Annotated in this window: 19 protein-coding genes; 8 read left to right on the top strand and 11 right to left on the bottom strand. The window is 71.7% G+C overall.

All coding sequences use genetic code 11. The features are described from left to right. Positions 1-6: 6 nt before the first annotated feature. Positions 7-1,332: an MFS transporter gene (locus tag EDF64_RS15435; RefSeq protein WP_133520841.1), complete on the bottom strand. Its 1,326-nt coding sequence runs from the start codon at positions 1,330-1,332 to the stop codon at positions 7-9. Positions 1,333-1,515: 183 nt separating this feature from the next. On the opposite strand from EDF64_RS15435, the gene EDF64_RS15425 reads away from it, so the two are divergent. The 3 genes from EDF64_RS15425 to soxR all read left to right on the top strand — a co-directional run bounded on the left by EDF64_RS15425 (position 1,516) and on the right by soxR (position 3,685). Continuing rightward, positions 1,516-2,544, top strand: coding sequence for an aldo/keto reductase (locus EDF64_RS15425; RefSeq protein WP_133520839.1), 1,029 nt, complete (start codon positions 1,516-1,518; stop codon positions 2,542-2,544). A 133-nt stretch (positions 2,545-2,677) separates the two neighbouring features. Next, positions 2,678-3,133: an iron chaperone gene (locus EDF64_RS15420; RefSeq protein ID WP_133520838.1), complete on the top strand. Its 456-nt coding sequence runs from the start codon at positions 2,678-2,680 to the stop codon at positions 3,131-3,133. Positions 3,134-3,196: 63 nt separating this feature from the next. Further along, complete coding sequence (gene soxR, locus EDF64_RS15415) at positions 3,197-3,685, top strand: redox-sensitive transcriptional activator SoxR (RefSeq protein ID WP_133520837.1); 489 nt, start codon at positions 3,197-3,199, stop codon at positions 3,683-3,685. A 106-nt stretch (positions 3,686-3,791) separates the two neighbouring features. Here the strand turns inward: soxR and EDF64_RS15410 are convergent, their stop codons facing one another. After that, positions 3,792-4,238 carry a MarR family winged helix-turn-helix transcriptional regulator gene (locus EDF64_RS15410; RefSeq protein WP_243736417.1) on the bottom strand — a complete coding sequence of 149 codons (447 nt, stop codon included), beginning with the start codon at positions 4,236-4,238 and terminating at the stop codon, positions 3,792-3,794. A gap of 24 nt (positions 4,239-4,262) precedes the next feature. Between EDF64_RS15410 and EDF64_RS15405 the strand changes: the two genes are divergently transcribed. Beyond that, entirely contained in the window at positions 4,263-5,537 is a 1,275-nt protein-coding gene (locus EDF64_RS15405) for a multidrug effflux MFS transporter (protein WP_243736416.1), read from the top strand. 97 nt (positions 5,538-5,634) lie between these two features. On the opposite strand, the gene EDF64_RS15400 is transcribed toward EDF64_RS15405, so the two are convergent. Then, positions 5,635-6,345, bottom strand: coding sequence for a phosphatase PAP2 family protein (locus EDF64_RS15400; protein WP_133520836.1), 711 nt, complete (start codon positions 6,343-6,345; stop codon positions 5,635-5,637). 111 nt (positions 6,346-6,456) lie between these two features. Here EDF64_RS15400 and poxB point away from each other — a divergent pair, with 111 nt between their 5' ends. Continuing rightward, positions 6,457-8,181, top strand: a complete 1,725-nt coding sequence (poxB, locus tag EDF64_RS15395; protein ID WP_133520835.1) for a ubiquinone-dependent pyruvate dehydrogenase — start codon at positions 6,457-6,459, stop codon at positions 8,179-8,181. A gap of 28 nt (positions 8,182-8,209) precedes the next feature. On the opposite strand, the gene pcp is transcribed toward poxB, so the two are convergent. Continuing rightward, on the bottom strand, positions 8,210-8,857 hold the full coding sequence (gene pcp / locus EDF64_RS15390; protein ID WP_133520834.1) for a pyroglutamyl-peptidase I: 648 nt from the start codon (positions 8,855-8,857) through the stop codon (positions 8,210-8,212). Between the two features lie 391 nt (positions 8,858-9,248). On the opposite strand from pcp, the gene EDF64_RS15385 reads away from it, so the two are divergent. Beyond that, entirely contained in the window at positions 9,249-9,752 is a 504-nt protein-coding gene (locus EDF64_RS15385; RefSeq protein WP_133520833.1) for a MarR family winged helix-turn-helix transcriptional regulator, read from the top strand. A 63-nt stretch (positions 9,753-9,815) separates the two neighbouring features. Here EDF64_RS15385 and EDF64_RS15380 read toward each other — a convergent pair whose 3' ends face one another. Beyond that, entirely contained in the window at positions 9,816-10,112 is a 297-nt protein-coding gene (locus tag EDF64_RS15380) for a Dabb family protein (RefSeq protein ID WP_133520832.1), read from the bottom strand. 173 nt (positions 10,113-10,285) lie between these two features. Here EDF64_RS15380 and EDF64_RS15375 point away from each other — a divergent pair, with 173 nt between their 5' ends. Beyond that, the gene (locus tag EDF64_RS15375) at positions 10,286-10,642 is read left to right on the top strand and encodes a VOC family protein (RefSeq protein ID WP_133520831.1); all 357 of its coding nucleotides are present in this window, start codon (positions 10,286-10,288) and stop codon (positions 10,640-10,642) included. Positions 10,643-10,712: 70 nt separating this feature from the next. Here the strand turns inward: EDF64_RS15375 and EDF64_RS15370 are convergent, their stop codons facing one another. Next, positions 10,713-11,600, bottom strand: coding sequence for an SDR family oxidoreductase (locus EDF64_RS15370; protein WP_133520830.1), 888 nt, complete (start codon positions 11,598-11,600; stop codon positions 10,713-10,715). A 206-nt stretch (positions 11,601-11,806) separates the two neighbouring features. Here EDF64_RS15370 and EDF64_RS15365 point away from each other — a divergent pair, with 206 nt between their 5' ends. Further along, on the top strand, positions 11,807-12,265 hold the full coding sequence (locus EDF64_RS15365) for a DUF4383 domain-containing protein (RefSeq protein WP_133520829.1): 459 nt from the start codon (positions 11,807-11,809) through the stop codon (positions 12,263-12,265). 167 nt (positions 12,266-12,432) lie between these two features. On the opposite strand, the gene EDF64_RS15360 is transcribed toward EDF64_RS15365, so the two are convergent. The 5 genes from EDF64_RS15360 to EDF64_RS15340 form a co-directional block, all read right to left on the bottom strand. Further along, positions 12,433-13,404, bottom strand: coding sequence for an ROK family protein (locus EDF64_RS15360; protein WP_243736415.1), 972 nt, complete (start codon positions 13,402-13,404; stop codon positions 12,433-12,435). Next, complete coding sequence (locus tag EDF64_RS15355) at positions 13,401-15,119, bottom strand: dipeptide ABC transporter ATP-binding protein (RefSeq protein WP_133520828.1); 1,719 nt, start codon at positions 15,117-15,119, stop codon at positions 13,401-13,403. The genes EDF64_RS15360 and EDF64_RS15355 overlap by 4 nt, the downstream gene beginning before the upstream one ends. Next, positions 15,119-16,009: an ABC transporter permease gene (locus EDF64_RS15350; RefSeq protein WP_133520827.1), complete on the bottom strand. Its 891-nt coding sequence runs from the start codon at positions 16,007-16,009 to the stop codon at positions 15,119-15,121. The genes EDF64_RS15355 and EDF64_RS15350 overlap by 1 nt, the downstream gene beginning before the upstream one ends. A 55-nt stretch (positions 16,010-16,064) precedes the next feature. Next, positions 16,065-17,024 (bottom strand): ABC transporter permease, encoded by a 960-nt coding sequence (locus EDF64_RS15345; RefSeq protein WP_133520826.1) that lies wholly within the window; start codon positions 17,022-17,024, stop codon positions 16,065-16,067. A 95-nt stretch (positions 17,025-17,119) separates the two neighbouring features. After that, the gene (locus tag EDF64_RS15340; protein ID WP_133520825.1) at positions 17,120-18,916 is read right to left on the bottom strand and encodes a peptide ABC transporter substrate-binding protein; all 1,797 of its coding nucleotides are present in this window, start codon (positions 18,914-18,916) and stop codon (positions 17,120-17,122) included. Between the last annotated feature and the right edge of the window lie 193 nt (positions 18,917-19,109).

Below are 19,109 nucleotides of genomic sequence, written 5' to 3'. Positions count from 1 at the left end.
GGGTGGTCAGGCTGCGGGGCGACGGGGCAGCAGCAGGTTCGCCACCGCGGCGAGCACCACGACCGCCGCGGAGGCGGCGGGCAGCAGCATCGCCACGGCCGTGCCGTGCTGTTCGGCGAGGTCTCCCGTCACCGCCGAGGCGATCGACTGCCCGACGATCACCGCGGACCCGAGGATCGTCATCGTCGTCGCCGAGCGGCCGACCGGCGAGCGGTCCGACCCGAGGCTGTACTGCGCGACGAGGGTCGGTCCGATCCCGATGCCCATCACGCCGAGCACGACGCCGACGGCGAGCACCGAGTCGGCCTGCGCGAACGCGACCGCGCCGCCGAGCAGGACGACGCCGAACACGAGCCACCGCCAGCCCAGGGCGAACCGGCGCGGGAACGCCGCGGAGCCGAGCGCCAGACCGGCCGACCCTATCCCCATCAGGCCGTAGAGGAGTCCGGCCTGCGAGGACTCGCCGTGGGTCTCCATGAAGGCGGTGAGCGAGGTCAGCGTCGACCCGAAGAACAGGCCGATGCCGAGGATCCCGAGCACGACGACGCCCAGGCGGGGGCGGAGGAGCTCGCGGGCGGGTGCCTGCACGAGGTCGTCGCGGTGACCGAGCGCGAGCTTGCCCGTCGGGTGCAGCGCGAAGGCCGTCACGAACACGAAGGTCAGTGCGGAGGCCCCGGCGACGGCGACCCACGGGGCGATCGCGCTGGCCAGGATGCCGACCAGGAACGGCCCGATGATGAACACGGTCTCGTCGGCGGCGGACTCGTACGCCATCGTGCCGCTCGTGACCTGTTCGCGACGGCCGGGCGCCATCCGCTGCCGGATGATCGCGACGAGCCGGGTGCGGGACATCGGCGCGACCTGGGGCGCGGACGCCCCGATGCAGAACGCCATCGCGAGCACGGCGAGGTCGGGCGCCGACCCGGTCACGACGAGCGGGAAGAGCCCGAGGAGCGCGGCGTTCACCAGGCCGACGGGGACGAGCACCCGGCGCTGCCCGAAGCGGTCGGCAGCGGCGCCGATCATCGGGCCGAACACCGCCGCGCCGATGCCGACGGACGCCGAGTTGACGCCACCGAGGGCGACCGAGTCCCGCGCGGAGACGACGAGCGTGAGGACGCCGACGACCATCATCGCGAAGGGGAGCCGGGCGACGAACGCGATCGGGAAGTACCAGCGTCCGGCGAGGGCGACCAGTGACCGGTCGGCGGCGGCCGTGGATCCTGCGGACCCTGCGGGCGTCGCGGGTCCAGCAGGCTTCGCGGGTCCAGCGGGGTTCGCGGGTCCTGCGTGGGGAGCGGGAACGGGCGTCTTGGACAGCGGGTGGAGCATGAGGTGTGCCTTCTCGGCCCGCCGGAGTGGAGGGGGCGGACCCATCGGGTGCCGCCGTTGTCCGCCGGGGAGCCGGCGGCCGGTAGATACACACTGCGTGTTGGTGGAGCCCGTCCAGGGTACCAGCGGTAACGGTTCGTCACCCGGGCCCGTCGCCGGAGCCGTCCTCCTATCGTGGCGCGCATGGAACAGCGCCGCATGGGCAGGACGGGTGCCCCGGTCAGTGCGCTGACCCTCGGCACCCGGGCGGTGTCCGCCGTCGCGGAACGGGACGTCGAGGACGCCGTCCGGCTCGTGCACGAGGCGCTGGGCCGTGGCGTGACCGCCGTGGACGTGTCGGACGCCGACGGTGCCGGCCTCGCGGAGCAGGTCGTCGGGGCGGCGCTCGGCGACCGGCGCGACGACGTGTTCGTGTCGGTCCGGTTCGGGGACGCGGTCGACCGGCACCCGGTCCGCCCCGGCAACGGCCGCCGGTGGATGTTCCGCGCCGTCGAGCGCAGCCTGGAGCGGCTCGGCACGGACGTCATCGACCTGTACCAGCCCGCCCACCCGGACCCGACGACGTCGCTCGACGAGACCCTGGACGCCCTGGCCGACCTCGTCACGCAGGGCAAGATCCGGGCCTTCGGGCTGCCGGGGTTCCCGTCCGAGGAGCTCGTCGAGGCGCAGTGGCTGCGGTCCGGCGGCAAGAGCGCGACCGCGACCCACGCCCCCTACTCGATCACCACCCGGACCGCCGAGCGGACGACGTTCCCGGTCGCGCGGCGCTTCGGCCTCGGCGTGCTCGCCGCCGCACCGCTGGCCGGCGGGTGGCTCGCCGGCGCGTACCGGAACGGCACCGTGCAGCCGCGGTCCCCGCGCGTGCTCGAGGAACCCCACGCCTACGACATCGGAGCCCCGGCGAACCGGCGGAAGCTCGAGGTCGCGGACCGGCTCGGCCGCCTGGCGGACGAGTCCGGGCTGACGCTGCTCGAGCTCGCGGTGGCCTTCGCGCTGACGCACCCGGACGTGTCCTCGGTGGTGGTCGGACCCCGGACCCTGTCGCACGTCGACGCCTACACGCAGGCGGCCGAGGTCGCGCTCGACGACGCCGTGCTCGACGCGATCGACGCGATCGTCCCGCCGGGGACGCACGTGCTCGAGGGCGACACCGGGGTGGCGCTCCCCGGGCTCAGTCGCGAGCGGCTGCGCGGCCGGGTCCTGCAGCGGTAGTGCCCGGGCCCGTCGAACACCCGGCCCCGTCGAGCCCCGGCCCCGAGCGCCCGGGCCCGTCGAGCAGGATCGGAGAAGCGGTCGGCACGTGCGCACGGCACGATGGGACCACACCGACCGAGAGGACGCGACGATGGCCACCACGAAGAAGACCGAGGGCACCTTCACCGACGAGGAGCGCGCCGCGATGCAGGAGCACGCGGCCGAGGTGAAGCGGGCGCGCAGCACGAAGGGCACGAAGGCGGAGAAGGCCGCCGCCGATGCCCAGGCCGTCGTCGACAAGATCGCCGAGATGCCCGAGCCCGACCGGGGTCTCGCCGAACGGGTCCACCGGATCGCGCTCGACGCCGCCCCGGAGCTCGCACCGCGACTCTGGTACGGCATGCCCGCCTACGCGAAGGACGGCAAGGTGGTGTTCTTCTTCCAGGACGCCGCGAAGTTCAAAGCCCGCTACTCGACCCTCGGGTTCCAGGACCCCGCGCGGCTCGACGACGGGTCGTTCTGGCCGACGTCGTGGGCGATCACGCCGGAGTTCTCCGACCGCGACGAGGCCGCGGTCGCCGACCTGATCCGTCGCGCGGTCGCCTGACGCGGCCGCGGGTTCGGGTTCGGGCACGGCGGGACTCCCGGGCGCCGTCGTAGGATCTCGACCATGGTCGAGATCCAGCCCCCGAGACCGACCGACCTGCTCACGATCGGCGAGGTGGTCGAGCGCACCGGGGTCGCCGCGTCGGCCCTGCACTTCTACGAGCGCAAGGGCCTGATCCACCCCGAGCGCACCGCCGGCGGCACCCGCCTGTACCCGCGGCACGTGGAACGGCGCATCGCGATCATCCAGGTCGCCAAGCGGCTCGGCATCCCCCTCAGCGAGGTCGCCGAGCAGTTCGAGGCACTGCCCTCCGACCGGATGCCGTCGCTGCGGGACTGGGAACGGCTCAACGAACGCTGGCGTGCGCGACTGCGAGCCCGCCAGCTCGAACTGGAGCGGCTGCAGCGCGAGATGGACCAGTGCATCGGCTGCGGGTGCGTCTCACTGAACGCCTGCCTGGTGATGAACCCGGGCGATGCCCTGGGAGCCGAGGGGCACGGAGCCCGCCGGTTGCTGCCGATCGCGGACGAGGTGCCGGAGGCGACCGGCTGAGGCGGGCGCGGCCACCAGAGCGGCGACGCACCGACCGGGTGACGGCCTGGAGGCGCGTGGCGGGCCCGCCCGGCGCCTCCAGGCCGTCAGCCGGGTGCGTCCACCGTCAGCGACCCGCGTCGCGCAGGTTCGCGTCGACCCGCGTGAGCAGCGCGAACGCCGCCTCGACGCCACCCTCGTCCCCGGCGAGCGCCGTGCGCAGCAGCGCTGCCCAGTGCGCGTGGAGGCGGGCGATGCTCTGCCCGGCGAGTTCGGTCGAGAAGAGCTGGACGGTGCGGGCGTCCTCCGGGTCGGGCCGGCGTTCGACCATGCCCTTCGCGACGAGCGATCCGAGCGCGACGCTGAGGTTGCTGCGCTTGAGGGCCGTCGACTCGGCCACCGCACTCGGCGTCGACCCGGGGTTCCGGTCGACCCAGCGCATCACGAGGGCCTCGGTGCCGGTGAGCGGCACGATGTCGAGGACCCGTGCGCCGTTCGGGTCGACCTCGCGTGAGATGCGGAGCACGACGTCGGCGAGCTCGGCGAGGAGGTCGTCGGACACCGTGGGTTCCATGTCGTCACTGTAGCGGCGTCGAGAATGAGTTATGATTTCATAATTATGACGACGGACACCGGCTCCATCCGCGCACACGCCGCGCCACCCACGACCCGCCAGCAGGGCATCACGACGGGGCTCCTGCTCGTGCTCGGTCTGCTCAGCGCCGTCGCACCCTTCGCGACGGACCTCTACCTGCCGGCCTTCCCGCAGATGACCGGAGAGCTGCAGGCCTCCGCGACGACGGTCCAGCTCACCCTCACGGCCTTCCTCGTCGGGGTCACCGCCGGGCAGCTCGTGTTCGGGCCGCTCTCCGACCGGTTCGGCCGCGTCCCGCCGCTCATCGCCGGCGCAGTGCTCTGCGTGCTCGCGAGCGCCGCCGCCGTGCTGGCACCGAACGTCGGGATCCTCGTCGCCGCCCGACTGCTGCAGGGCCTCGGCGGCGCCGCCGGCATGGTGATCGGTCGCGCGGTGATCTCGGACCTCGCCACCGGGAAGCCGGCCGCCCGTGCGTTCTCGCTCATGATGATCGTCGGCGGTGTCGCCCCGGTGGTCGCTCCGCTGCTCGGCGGGCTGCTCACCGGCCCGATCGGCTGGCGCGGGCTGCTCGGCATCGTGCTGGGGCTGTCGGTCCTGATGCTCGTGGCCGTGCTCGCCGTCGTGCGGGAGACCCACCTGCGCTCGCACCGCGATGCCCTCCGCGCCGAACGGCAGGGACCCGGTTCCCCGCTCCGCGCCCTGCGCTCGCGGACGTTCCTCGGCTACACCGCGGTGTTCGGCTTCGCGTTCGCCGTCATGATGGCGTACATCTCCGCGTCGCCGTTCCTGTACCAGGACATGCTCGGGCTCGGCACGGTCGGCTACGGCATCGCGTTCGGCCTCAACGCCCTGGCGCTCATGGGCGTCAGCGTCCTGTCGGCGAAGCTCACCGCCACCCGCTCGGTCGCCGGCGTGCTGACGCTCGGCATCGTCCTGGTGCTCGCGTCGACGGTGGCGTTCGGGCTCCTCGTCGCCACCGGGGCGCCGGAGTTCTGGCTCGCGGTGCCGCTGTTCACGGCGGTGGGGTCACTCGGGCTGGTGCTCGGGAACGCGACCGCGCTGGCGCTCGGCGCGGTGCCGTCCTCGGCGGGCAGCGCGTCGGCGGTGCTCGGTGCGCTGCAGTTCGGGCTGGCGGCCCTCGTCTCGCCGCTCGTGAGCATCGGCGGCTCGGCGACCGCGGCACCGCTCGCGATCGTGATGCTCGCCGCCGCGGTGATCGCGGTCGTGGCGCTGCTCGCCGCGCGGGGTCGTGTGCGCGAGGGGCACGGCCGCGCGTAGGGGGTCGTTCCGCGCGTAGGGGGCCGTTCCGCGCGTAGGGGGCCGTTACGCGCGGAGGGAGCAGGAAGTTCCTGCGCCCTATGCGCGATTCGTCCTGCTACGCGCGGATCGACCCGCGCGGCCGCAGGAACGGGATCCGCGGCATGAGCCAGTCGACCCACACCACGCGCACCCCCGGGGCCACCGCCAGCGCCCACAGGATCGAGGCGATCGCGTCGGTCGGGTAGTGCACGGCGTCGATCGTGACCGCGAAGAACACCACGACGATGGCCACGATCCCGAGCGTCAGGGCCAGGCGGTGCCACCGGGTCCCCCGCAGGAGCCAGATGAGCGCGATGACGAACGCGGTGATGTACACGGTGTGGCCGCTCGGGTAGCCGGGGTCCGGCTGCACCGGGAACGGGTGCGGCAGCACCGCCACGTCCGGCCTCGCCCGGTGCACGATCTCCTTGACGACCGCTGACGGCACCCACGTGATCGCGATCGTGCCACCGAAGGCCAGCGCCGGACGGAGGTCGCGTGCCCGCCACCAGATCACGGCGACGACCACGACCGTGATGCCGATCGCCGGCCCGGGGCTGATCACGTGGTAGACCGCGGTCGAGAACGCCCCGATCGCCCCGGTGTGCAGCGTGTTGAGCGCCTTCGAGAGCCCGATGTCGACCGTGCCGAGGGTGAACCCGACGATCGTGATGACGATCACGGCGGCGACGGCGATCGCGACCGACGCGAGCGGGTACCGGCTCGGGACGAGGATCCCCTCAACGTCGTTCGGTCGTCGGCGGGGGCGGATCGCGGCGTCGGACATCCGCTCATCGTCGCAGACCCGAGCCCGCTCGAGCCCCGGAGTGCGGTGATCGTCGATCCGAGAGCACTCAGCGACGGGCGAGCACCAGCATCCACGACTAGACACGAGTGCATGACAACCGTTGCCGAGAACATCGTCGCCGCCCTCCGCGAGAACCACGTCGAGCGGATCTACGGTCTCCCCGGGGACTCCCTCAACGGCTTCACCGACGCACTCCGGAAGGACGGGTCGATCCGGTGGGAGCACGTCCGGCACGAGGAGGCCGCCGCGTTCGCCGCCTCCGCCGAGGCCGAGCTGACCGGGAACCTCGCCGTCTGCGCGGGCAGCTGCGGCCCCGGCAACCTGCACCTGATCAACGGTCTGTACGACGCGAACCGCTCCCGCGTGCCGGTCCTGGCGATCGCCGCGCACATCCCGACGGCGGAGATCGGGTCCGGGTACTTCCAGGAGACCCACCCGCAGGAGCTCTTCCGCGAGTGTTCCGTGTACGTCGAGTACGTCGCCGACCCCACGCAGATGCCCCGTCTGCTCGAGATCGCGATGCGCGAGGCGATCGAGAAGCGCGGCGTCGCGGTCCTCGTCATCCCCGGCGACGTCCTGCTGGCCGAGGCGAAGGACGACCGCGTCACCCGCATCGAGCGCACCACGCCGCGCATCGTGCCGAGCGAGGCCGAGCTGCAGCGCACCGCCGCACTCCTCAACGGTGCGGACAAGGTCACGATCCTGGCCGGCGCCGGCGTCGCGGGCGCCCACGACGAGGTCGTCGCCCTCGCCGAACGGTTGCAGGCCCCGATCGTGCACGCCCTGCGCGGCAAGGAGCACATCGAGTGGGACAACCCCTACGACGTCGGCATGACCGGGTTGCTCGGTTTCGCGTCCGGGTACCGCGCGATGGAGGACGCCGACGTGGTGCTCATGCTCGGCACCGACTTCCCGTACCAGCAGTTCTTCCCCGCGAAGGCGAAGCACGTGCAGGTCGACATCCGCGGTTCCCAGCTCGGCCGGCGCCACCCCGTCGACATCGGCCTGGTCGGCACCGTCAAGGACACCGCCCTCGCCCTCATCCCGTTGCTCACCGGTTCGCACCCGACGAAGCACCTCGAGGAGGCCCGTCGGCACTACACGAAGACCCGCGCGAAGCTCGACGACCTGGCCGTGCCCGCCGGCAAGCACAAGCCGCTGCACCCGCAGTACGTCGCACGGGTGCTCGACCGGCTCGCCGCGCAGGACGCCGTCTTCATCCCCGACGTCGGCTCCCCCGTCGTCTGGGCGTCGCGCTACCTCACGATGAACGGCGACCGACGCCTGATCGGCTCGTTCGTGCACGGTACGATGGCGAACGCGGTGCCGATGGCGATCGGCGCGCAGGCGTCCCACCCCGACCGCCAGGTCATCGCGCTCGCCGGCGACGGCGGCCTGACGATGCTGCTCGGCGAGCTGATCACGATCGTGCAGAACAAGCTGCCCGTGAAGATCGTGGTGTTCGACAACTCGTCGCTGAACTTCGTCGAGCTCGAGATGAAGGCCGCCGGGTTCGTGACCTACGGCACCGAGCTGCAGAACCCGGACTTCGCGAAGGTCGCCGAGGCGATCGGCATCGCGGGCTTCCGCGTCGACGAGTCCGACCAGCTCGAGGACGCCCTCGCGGCGGCGCTCGCGCACGACGGTCCGGCGCTCGTCTCGGTGAAGGCGGACCGGCAGGAGCTGTCGATGCCGCCTGCGGTCACGCTCGAGCAGGCGAAGGGCTTCACCCTCTACGCGATCCGCACCGTGCTGTCCGGCCGTGGCGACGAGCTGCTCGACCTGGCGTCGACCAACTTCCGCCAGTTCATCTGAACGCGTGAGCCGGGGCGGCGCGGCGGTCTCAGGACTCCGCGCCGCCCTGCTCGACGATGTCCGCCGACGGGTCGATCGACGCACGGACGACCGCGTCGAGAGCGATGACGATCTGGTCGAGTTCGAGCGACGGCCCGTCCCCCGCGATGTCCGGCGTCGCGGGCACGTGCACGAAACCGGCCCGGAACCCCTCGCGCTCGGCGAACGACATCAGCTCGTAGAACACCTGGTTGCAGGTGAACGTGCCGGCGGTGTTGGACACGGCAGCGGGGACGCCAGCGGCACGGACGTCCCGCACGATCCGCTTGATCGGCAGCCCCGAGAAGGCAGCGGGCGCGCCGCACGGGTCGATCGGTTCGTCGACCGGCTGCGCTCCGGCGTTGTCCGGGATCCGGGCGTCCATCACGTTGATCGCGATGCGTTCCGGGGTGACCGCGGCCCGTCCGGCAGCGAGACCCGTCGCGATGACGACGGTCGGCCGGTGCTTCGCGATGAGGGCGGCCAGCCGGGAGCGTTCCTCGGCGAAGACGACCGGCAGCTGCTCGACGACGAGCGTCGCCGGCCCCTCCCACGTCGCGGCCAGGCGCTCGGCGGCGTCCCGCGAGGGGTTCCGGGCGTCACCGCCGAAGGGCTCGAAGGCGGTCAGCAGGACGGTCGGTTCGGTCGCGGCAGCCACGGTCCCAGCGTACGGACACGCGGGCCGGGAGGCGCGGGGCGGGCCCGCACCGCGCCTCCCGTTCGTCAGATGGTCACCATCTCGGGCCGCCCCGAACCCCGCCGCCCCACTAACGGTCCGCCCCGCTGACAGTCAGTCCAACCCGCACCCCGCAGCGGTGCGGACGCTGGAACGGCAGTGGCGCCTGATCGCACCCGCGGTCGCGCACGAGGAGAACTGGGTGCCCTGACACGCGTGCCACGAAGAACGAAGGCCCCGCGAGCGGGGCCTTCGGCTGGCGACGTTCCGGGAACCGGCCCGTCGTGCTTCCACGATAGACGATCGGGACGACGTCGGGAGGCGGCACTGCCCGGTACGTCGCTTCGAATTCGGAGCACCGTAGGATCGGTGCATGACCGCCGAAGCCCCCGCACCACAGCTCGACCCCGCCGAGCTCGGCGCGTACTTCGCCCTCATCGAGGTGAGCAGCCTGCTCCGGCACACCGTCGAGCAGCAGCTGAAGGACGCCGGCGGCCTGAGCTACGTGCAGTTCCAGCTCCTCGCCACGCTCGGTGACGCGGCCGACGGCAGCCGTCGGATGACGGACCTGGCGGACGGCGTCGTGTACAGCCGGAGCGGTCTGACCTACCAGGTCGGCCTGCTCGAGCAGGCGGGGCTCGTCACCCGGAGCCCGTCGGTCGACGACGAGCGCGGCGTGACGGTGACGATCACGGACGCGGGGCGGGACGTGCTGGCGCGGGTGTTCCCGGGGCACGTCGAGGTGCTCCAGCAGCTCTTCCTCGACCCGCTCTCCGCACAGGACATCAGCGTGCTCGCGGACGTGCTCGGTCGGGTGCGGGACCACATGCGGACGATCCCGCCGCGATCAGCCCGACCCCGCCGGAAGCGCGCCTGAACAGCGCCGCGACTCAGACTGGCAGCGTCGCGACTCCGACCGGCCGCGTCGCGAACGCCGTGCTCAGTCCTCGAGGTCGAAGACGACGACGCGGTCGCTCGCGCCACCGATGAACTCCGCGACCGGCCGGTGCTCGGGGTGGGGCAGGTAGCCCGCGAGCGCGGCACGGTCCCGGAAGCGCACGACGAGCATCCAGTCGAAGCCACCCTCCAGCCCCTCGGTGCTCACGCTCGTGCCGGAGCGGACGTCCTCGACGCCGTCGATGCGGGCGAGGTGCTCCGCGACGACCGCGTCCGCCTCCGTCGCCCGGTCCGTCCCCGGCTCCCACGTCACCAGGACCACGTGCGTCACGCCTGCCATCTGCTGCTCCCCGTCGATGCGTCCGGACCCGCGACGGGCCCGCAGCCGATCGTGCCACTCGCGGGACCGACGCGTCCGCAGACACCACCACCCCTGTGCCCGTGCACATCCGCGGCTCCTACCGTCCACCGCGAACGACGAACCGACACAGCGGAAGCGGAAGAGGAATCACCATGGCACGTGGAGTTGCAGCAGTCTGGGTCCCGGTCAGCGACATGCGGCGAGCGGTCGCGTTCTACCGCGACACGCTCGGCCTCGAGGTCGCCAGCGAGTCCGACGACTGGAGCGAGATCGACGCGAACGGCCTGCGGCTCGGCCTGAACGCCCGCGAGTCGGCATCGCCCTCGAGCGGCGGCGGCGCGGTCGTCACCTTCCAGCCGGACGGGTCGATCGAGGACGAGGTCGCCGACCTACGGTCGCGGGGCGCCGACCTGCAGGGCGAGATCAGCGAGCACCCGTGGGGCAGGATCGTGCCGTTCAAGGACAGCGAGGGCAACGACCTGCAGCTGTACTCGCCGCCGCAGGGCTGACGCGACCCGGTGGCAGACTGGAGGCGCGTGGCTGGCCCGCCACGCGCCTCCAGTCCGTCTGCCGTTCCGTCTAGAAGGCGGGCGTCCCGCCCGAGATGGTGATCGTCGAACCGGACTGGTAGCTCGACTCCGGGCTGACGAGGTGCACGTAGGCGGCACCGAGTTCGGCCGGCTGGCCCGGACGACCGAACGGCGAGCTCTCACCGAAGTGCGACACCGTCTCGGCGTCGTCGGAGCCAGGCTGGAGCGGCGTCCACACCGGCCCCGGAGCGACCGAGTTCACGCGGATGCCCTTCGGCGCGAGCTGCTGGGCGACGGCCTCGGTGAAGAGCTTGATCGCGCCCTTCGACACGGCGTAGTCGATCTTGTCCGGCGACGGTGTCGAGGCCTGGATCGACCCGGTCGTGACGATCGTCGAGCCGGGCTCCAGGTGCGGGACGGCAGCCTTCGTCAGCCAGAACAGCGAGTAGATGTTCGTCTTGAACGTGGAGTCGAACATGGAGGTGTCGAGCGTCAGGATGTCGTCGTTGCTGTCCATGCGGCCGGCGACCATGACGAGGGTGTCGAGCCCGCCGAACTCGTCGACTGCCTTCTGCACCAGGTCCCCGCAGTACTGCTCGTCCGAGATGTCGCCCGGGAAGAGCACCGCGCGGCGCCCTTCGCCCTCGAGGAGGTCGCGCACCTGCTCGGCGTCCTCCTGCTCGTCGGGCAGGTAGGAGAGCACGAGGTCGGCCCCCTCGCGGGAGAGCGCGATCGCGGCCGCGCGGCCGATGCCGGAGTCGGCGCCGGTGACGATCCCGCGGAAGCCGGTCAGGCGTTCCCGGCCGACGTAGCTCTGCTCGCCGTGGTCGGGCGTCGGATCCATCTTCCACGCGGCTCCGGGCAGGGACTGCTCCTGCTTCGGGAACGGCGGCTTCGGGTAGAGGGTGTTCGGGTCGCGCTTCTCGTACTGGCTCATGTCGTCCACGATGCTCGGGCGGCCCTCCTCGACCGCTCAGCGCGTCCACGCCGGACTGCGCTGTGCGGACAGGGCGGGCTGCGCTGCGTGGACAGGGTCGCTCTGCTGCAAACCGACTCTGCGAGTGCTCCGAAGGTGCTGTGGACGTCATGAGCGTCCGGGCCGTCGCATCGGAGCGTCGGTCTCGTCGAGAGAGAGGTCGCACCATGACCAGCAACGCAGTCCGCAACCGCACCGGGTACGGCTCGACCTGGACCCAGAAGGGCGCGTTCGTCTTCGGCGTCGTCTTCCTGCTCGTCGGCATCGCCGGCTTCGTCCCCGGCCTCACGATGGACATGGGCACGATGTCGGTGGCCGGTCACGGCTCGATGGCGATGCTCGTCGGCCTGTTCCAGGTGTCGGTGCTCCACAACATCGTGCACCTGCTGTTCGGCGTCGTCGGGCTGCTCGCCGCCCGCTCGGCACGCGGCGCCCGGCTCTACCTGGTCGTCGGCGGGATCGTCTACGCCGTGCTCTTCGTCTACGGCCTCTTCACCGCGGGCATGGCGGACCCGGCGAACTTCGTGCCGCTCAACAGCGCCGACAACGTGCTGCACCTCGTGCTCGCCGTCGCGATGATCGTCCTCGGGCTGCTGCTGCCGCGGGTCGGAGCACGTCGGGCGTAGTCCCGCGGGGCGCGCGGCGCGCGTCCGCGAGGGTCCCGCGCCCGGCGCGGGGACCAGCGCACAACCCAAGTCGGTCCGAACCACGAGATCAGGTGGTTCGGGCCGACTTGCGTTGTGCGGAGCGCACCGCGCACCGTGCGAGGTGCGCCAGGCGCGCGGCGCGCGGCTCAGCGCGCGGGGGCGCCACCGAGCACGAGGTCGCGCACCTGGGCGGCCGCGCCGAGTGCGACCGCGTCGGCCCCGAGGGTCGACTGCGCGAGCCGGATCGGCGCCCCGCTCACCGGCGGTTCGAGCGCGATCGCCCGCGTGATCGCCGGCTCGAGCAGGTCCCACGACCGGGCGATGCCGCCGCCGATGACGAGGGTGGTCACGTCGAGGATCCCGGCCGTCAGCAGGGCTGCACGCGCGAGGCCCCACCCGGCGGTCTCGAACACGCGTGCGGCGTCGGTGTCCCCGGCACGCGCGGCCTCGGCGATCTCGCGCACCGAGGCCCGCCGTCCGGTCCGTTCGGCGTACCGGTCGGCGATGCCACGGGCGCCGGCGATGGTCTCGAGGTGTCCGATCTGTCCGCAGGTGCACAGCGCGTCGCCGAAGCCCGGCACGTGCCCGATCTCACCGGCGGCACCGCGGGGCCCGGCGAACAGCGAGCCGCCGAGCACGAGCGCCCCGCCGACCCCGGTGCCGAGCGTCATCCCGAGCACGTCGGGTTCGCCGGCGACCGCACCGGTCGCGACCTCGCCGAGCAGGAACGCGTTCACGTCGTTGTCGAGGGTCGCCGGGACGCCGAGCGCCGACGTCACCGCGTCGGTCACGCCGAACCCGGCCCAGCCGGTGAACGAGTTCCCGGTCACGAGCACCGTGCCCGTGGTCGCGTCGACGACGCCGGCCGCGCCCACCCCGACACCCGTCAAGGAGGCGCGGTGCCGGTCGAGCAGTTCGGTCACCGCACCGAGGGCCGCCGTCACGATCGCCGCGCCACCCGCGTGGGCGGGCGTCGGCAGGTCGATCCGGTCGACCACGTCGAGGGACGGGGTGGCGAGGAGCACCTTCGTGTTCGTCCCGCCGACGTCGACGCCCGCGACGACGGCGTCGGTCCCCCGGGCCTCGCGGTCCACGACGGCCGGTGCTCCGCCGGTCACGCGGTCACCGCCGCGAGGGTCGCGAGCCGCTCGGCCCGGCGCTGCCGTTGCACGATCGGATCGGGGACGGGGACCGCCGCCAGCAACCGCCGGGTGTAGTCCGTGGTGGGGTGCAGGAGCGTGGTGCCGGTGGTGCCCTGCTCCTCGACGACGCCCTGGCGCATCACGACGACGCGCTCGGCGAACTGCTGCACGACGGCGAGGTCGTGGGACACGAACAGGCACGCGAACCCGAGCTCGCCCTGCAGCTCGCGGAGGACCTCGAGGACGGTCTCCTGCACGCTGACGTCGAGCGCACTGGTCGGTTCGTCGGCGACGAGCAGCCGCGGCGAGAGCACGAGCGCGCGGGCGAGCGAGACCCGCTGCCGCTGCCCACCGGAGAGCTCCCGCGGCGCACGCGTCGCCAGGGTCCGGGGCAGTCGCACGGCGTCGAGGACCTCGTCGATGCGTCGGCGTCGGTCGGCCGAGGACATCCCCCGACGGTGCACGGCGAGCGGTTCGGCGATGCACTCGGCGACGGACATCCGCGCGTCGAGCGACGCCACGGGGTCCTGCAGCACGACGCCGATCCCGGACCGGAGCGCACGGCGGTCGCGGCCCCGCGCGGTGCGGAGGTCGGAGCCGAACAGGTGCACGCTGCCGGACGTCGGCTTGACGAGGCCGAGCGCGACCCGCGCCGCGGTGGACTTGCCGGAGCCGGACTCGCCGACCAGGCCGACGGTCTCACCCGCGTGCACGACGATGTCGATCCCGCTCAGGGCGTGAACGGCGCGCGCCCCGCGCCCGAACGTCACCGAGACGTCCCGCAGGTCGACCACCGGGGGCGAGTCGCGCCTCCCGGCCGGGTCGACGGCACCGTCGACGGACGCACGGTCCGTGGCGGACGCACCAGCGGCGGGCGCGGAACCGGAGCCGACACCGGCCGCACCGGCGACGGCCAGCCGCGGCACTGCGGCGAGGAGCCGCTTCGTGTAGTCGTGCTCGGGACGGAGCAGGACGTCCTCGACGCCCCCGGTCTCCACGATCTCGCCCTGCAGCATCACCGCGACCCGGTCCGCGAAGTCCGCCACGACGCCCATGTTGTGGGTGACGAGGAGGACTCCCGTGCCGGTGTCGGCGGCGAGCTTCCGGAGCAGCTCGAGGATCTCGGCCTGCACCGTCACGTCGAGCGCGGTCGTCGGCTCGTCGGCGATGAGGAGCGCCGGCGAGTTCGCGATCGCCATCGCGATGACGACACGCTGCCGCTGGCCTCCGGAGAGCTGGAACGGGAACGCCTTCGCACGGGTCTCCGGCGACGGGATGCCCACGCGGCGGAGGAGCTCGACGGCCTCGGTGTGGGCTTCAGCGGCGCTGACCGACCGGTGGTTCCGGACCACCTCGGCGATCTGCGCACCGATGCGCGTGAGGGGGTCGAGGGCCGTCGCGGGCTCCTGGAAGACCATGGACACGGTCTTGCCGCGCAGGCCGCGGAGCGAGTCCTCCGGGGCGCCGACGATCTCGTGCCCGTCGACGACCGCACTGCCGGTGGCCGTCGCGTTGCCGGAGAGCAGACCCATCGCGGCGAGCGCGACCGTGGACTTGCCGGAACCGGACTCCCCGACGAGCGCCAGGGTCTCGCCCGGCTCGACGTGCAGGGTGACGCCACGGACCGCGTCGACGGTGCCGGACTCGGTGCGGAAGGTGACCCCGAGGTCGGTGGTGGTCAGGATGGACATCAACGGCCCCTCACGTCGAAGGCGTCCCGGAGCCCGTCGCCGACGGCGTTGAACGCGCAGACGACGAGGATCACGGCGAGACCCGGCGGCACGATGAGCCACCAGCGTCCCGAGTACGCGGCGGTGAGTCCCGCCGAGAGCATGCCGCCCCAGTCCGTCGCCGGCGCCTGCACGCCGAGGCCCAGGTAGGAGACGTAGGCGACGAGGAGGATCGCGTCGGCGACCTGGAACGTCGCCGCGACGACGATCGTCGACACCGAGTTCGGCAGCAGGTGCCGGCCGATCGCGCGGGCGTGGGACCCGCCGATCGCGCGCAGGGTGAGCACGTAGTCGCGGTTCTTCAGCGTCAGGGTCTCGGCGCGGATGAGCCGGGAGGGCACGAGCCACGACACGAAGCCGAGGATGACGATGAGCCCCCACACGCCGGGTGTCGTGATCGCGGAGATGACGAGCAGGATGAAGAGCGCGGGGATCGCGATGCCCGCGTCGACCACGCGCATCATGACGGCGTCGACCCAGCCGCCGACGTACCCGGCGATGGAGCCCCACAGGGTGCCGACCACGGTGGCGAGGACGCCGGCGGCGATCCCGACCATGAGCGACACCTTGCCGCCGAACATCAGGCGACCGAGGACGTCGTGGCCGACCGCGTCGGTGCCGAACCAGTGCGCGGCGCTCGGGCCGAGGTTCGCCTGGGACAGCTGCGTGTGGGTCTGGTCGGTCGGGTACACGAACGGGCCGACGAAGCAGAACAGGACGATGACGACGATCACGACGAGGCCGATCACCGCGAGGGTGTTGTGGCGGAAGCGGCGGACGGCGAGCTTCCAGCCGGTCGCCGCGACGGTGACGGGTGCGCCGGGTGCTTCGGGTGCGAGCTGTGCGGTCATGCGCGGCCTCCCATCACGTCGCGGGTGGACGCGGTATCGATGATCGACGCGGCGGTCATGCGCGGCCTGCCTTCACTCGGGGATCGATGAGGGACTGCGCGACGTCGGCCAGCAGCGTGCCGACGACCGTCGCGATCGAGATGACGAGCACGCAGCCGAGCAGCGTCGGGTAGTCCGAGGTCTGCGCCGCGTTCCAGAACAGCAACCCCATGCCGGGGTAGTTGAACAGCTGCTCGGTCACGAGCGCCCCGCCGAACAGGACCGGCAGGTAGTAGCCGAGCATCGCGACCACGGGGGTGAGCGAGTTCCGGAAGACGTGTCGTCGGAGGATCGTCGCCGTCGACGCCCCACCGGCGCGGGCGGTGCGCACGTAGTCCTCGTGCAGGTTCTCGAGCGTGGACGCCCGCATGTACCGGCTGAACACGGCGATCATCGCGAGGGCTCCGGTGACGACGGGCAGGACGAGTCCGGCCGGGTCCTGGAAGACCTCGGCGAGCGTGTTCCCGCTCGGCGCCTGGGACGGCAGCCACGGCAGCTGCTGGCTGAACACGATGATGAGGACGAGGCCCAGGAAGAACGCCGGCGTCGAGTAGAAGACGAACGCCAGGGCGGTGGCGGCGTAGTCGACCGCGCCGTTGCGGCGGACCGCCTGCCACATGCCGACCGGGATCGCGATGACGATGCCGAGCACGGCGGACATCCCGGTGAGGACGAGGGTCTTCGGCAGGCGCTCGGTGATGAGCTGCGAGACCGGCTCGTTGAGCGTGTACGAGGTGCCGAGGTCGCCGGTGAGCAGGCGGCCGAGGAACCGGAGGTACTGCACGGGCAGCGGCTGGTCGAGCCCCTGCGCCTGGTTGAAGGCCGTGATCTGCGCGGGCGTCGCGGAGACGCCGAGGACACCGCGGGCGGGCCCGCCCGGCAGGGCGTGCAGCAGGCAGAACACGACGATCGTGACGATGAGGATCACCGCGAGCGCCTGCAGGACGCGCCTGGTGAGGTAGAGAGCTGTGTTCATGCGGCTTCCGTCGTCGGGATGGTTGGTGAGTGGGCCTGGAGGCGCGGTGCGGGTCGGACCCGCACCGCGCCTCCAGGCCCGGTCGCGTCAGCGACTCACTTGCTCCACTTCCACTGGGCGGGGTGGAAGTTGGCGAGCGAGTCCTGGTCGAACCCGGTCAGACCCTTCTTGACGACCGAGATCTGGTAGTCCGGGCTGGGCAGCCAGATCACCGGCAGGTCCTTCGCGACCGCGGCGCTGTAGTCCTGCACGGCGGAGGCGTCGGGCGAGGTGGTGGTCGCGTCGATGAGGGCGTCGACCTCCTTGTTGGAGTAGCTGCCGAAGTTCGCCGAACCGCCGGTGGAGAACAGCGACTCACCGGTCGGGTACGCCGGGAAGTACCAGCTGCCCGCGGTGCCGAAGAACGACAGGTCCCACTTGCAGCTCGCCTCGTCCGAGGTGCAGGTCGGGGTCTGCGACAGCACGCTCGAGACCGGGGCGGTCTTGATGGTGAAGCCGATGCCGGTCTTCTGGAGTGACGACTGGATCGCGCTCATCATGTTGTCGGTGACGGTCGAGCCGGACTGCGAGAGCACCTGCATGGTGAACTTCGTGCCCTGCTCGACGCCCTCGCCGCACTGGCTGTCGGAGGTCCCCGGGGACGTGCAGACCATCGTGCCGCCCTGCTCGGTCCAGCCGTGGCTGGTCAGCAGTTCCTTGGCCTGCTTCGTGCTGAACGGGTACGGGTTCGACTTCTGCACGTCGGAGACGTAGTCGGACTCCTGCGCCTGCGGGATCGGCCCGTAGGTCGAGGTGGCGGTGCCGTTGAAGACGACCTTCGACAGCGACTTCTGGTCGATCGACATCTGGACGGCCTGACGGGCGTACAGCTGCTTGAAGACGGCGCCCATGTCCGGGTTGTTGAAGTTGTACGGCATGTACGTGATCGCCCAACCGGTCCAGGGCTCGACGGAGTAGCCCTTCGCCGTGAAGGACGACTTCTGGTCCATGTCGGTGGCGTTGATGTAGCCGTAGTCGACCTCGCCGGAGCGGACCGCGTTGACCTCGGCGTCACTCGTGGTGAACGGCAGCAGGTTCACGGTCTTGATCGAGGGCTTCTCGCCGCCGTCGTACTTCGTGTTCGCGGCGAGGGTGACCTTGCCGGCGGTCGTGAAGGACTTGACGCCGTAGGGGCCGGAGATCGTCTTCCACAGGTCGTCGCTGGCGTAGTCGGAGATCTTGCCGGCCGCGGTGTTGAGGTACTTCCACACCTGCTTCGCACCGGCGGTGGTCTCGTCGGCGTCGGAGACCTTCGCACTCGCGCTCGTCTTGTCCCAGGCGTGCTGCGGCAGCGGGATGATGTGGCTCAGCTGGTTGGCGAGCATCCAGTCGGAGTTGTACGCCTTGTCGAACGTGATCGTGAAGTGCGTGTCGTCGACCGTCTTGAACGACGTCCAGTTGTCCGGCGCCTTGCCCTCGGAGTACGAGCCCCACTGGTCCTTGTTCGCCTTGATGAGGTTGAACCAGAACGCGACGTCGCGGCTCGTGATCGGCTTGCCGTCCGACCAGTGCCGGTCGCCCAGCGTGATCGTGACGCTCTTGCTGTCCGCGGCGAACTCGGCGTCGGTCGCCACGGAGCCGGCCTTGTTCCACGCGATCTTGCCGGTGGAGCCGTCGTAGGCGACGAGCGGTTCGTAGAGGGACTGCGCGATCGAGCCGTTGTTCGTGTTGAGGTGCGCCGCCGTGCCGATCGGCAGGATCCAGTTCGGCGTGAAGTTGGCGGGGAGCGCGTAGTTGATCGCGTCGGAGTCGGAACCGGACGCGGTGGAGCCGCCTCCGGAACATCCGGCGAGCAGGGCGCTCACGGCGATCGCCGCTCCGGTGAGGAGCGCCCAGCGACGGGGCTTGGACATGCGGTGTCTCCTTGTGCGGTCACGCCGGTTCGGCGTCGGGGGTTCGGGGAGGTGGAGCACGAGACGTGCCCGGAGGCACGAGGACAGTCAAGGACCAAAGCGATTGGAAAAACAAACATCTTGATGTAAAAACTGCGTTACTGCCGATCGGACGAAAGGGTCGACCGCCTGTTCCGCCCCGTAGGCTCGCCGC

It is taken from the genome of Curtobacterium flaccumfaciens (assembly GCF_004361695.1).
Classification (GTDB): domain Bacteria; phylum Actinomycetota; class Actinomycetes; order Actinomycetales; family Microbacteriaceae; genus Curtobacterium; species Curtobacterium flaccumfaciens_B.
This window is presented reverse-complemented; position numbering and strand designations above follow the sequence as displayed.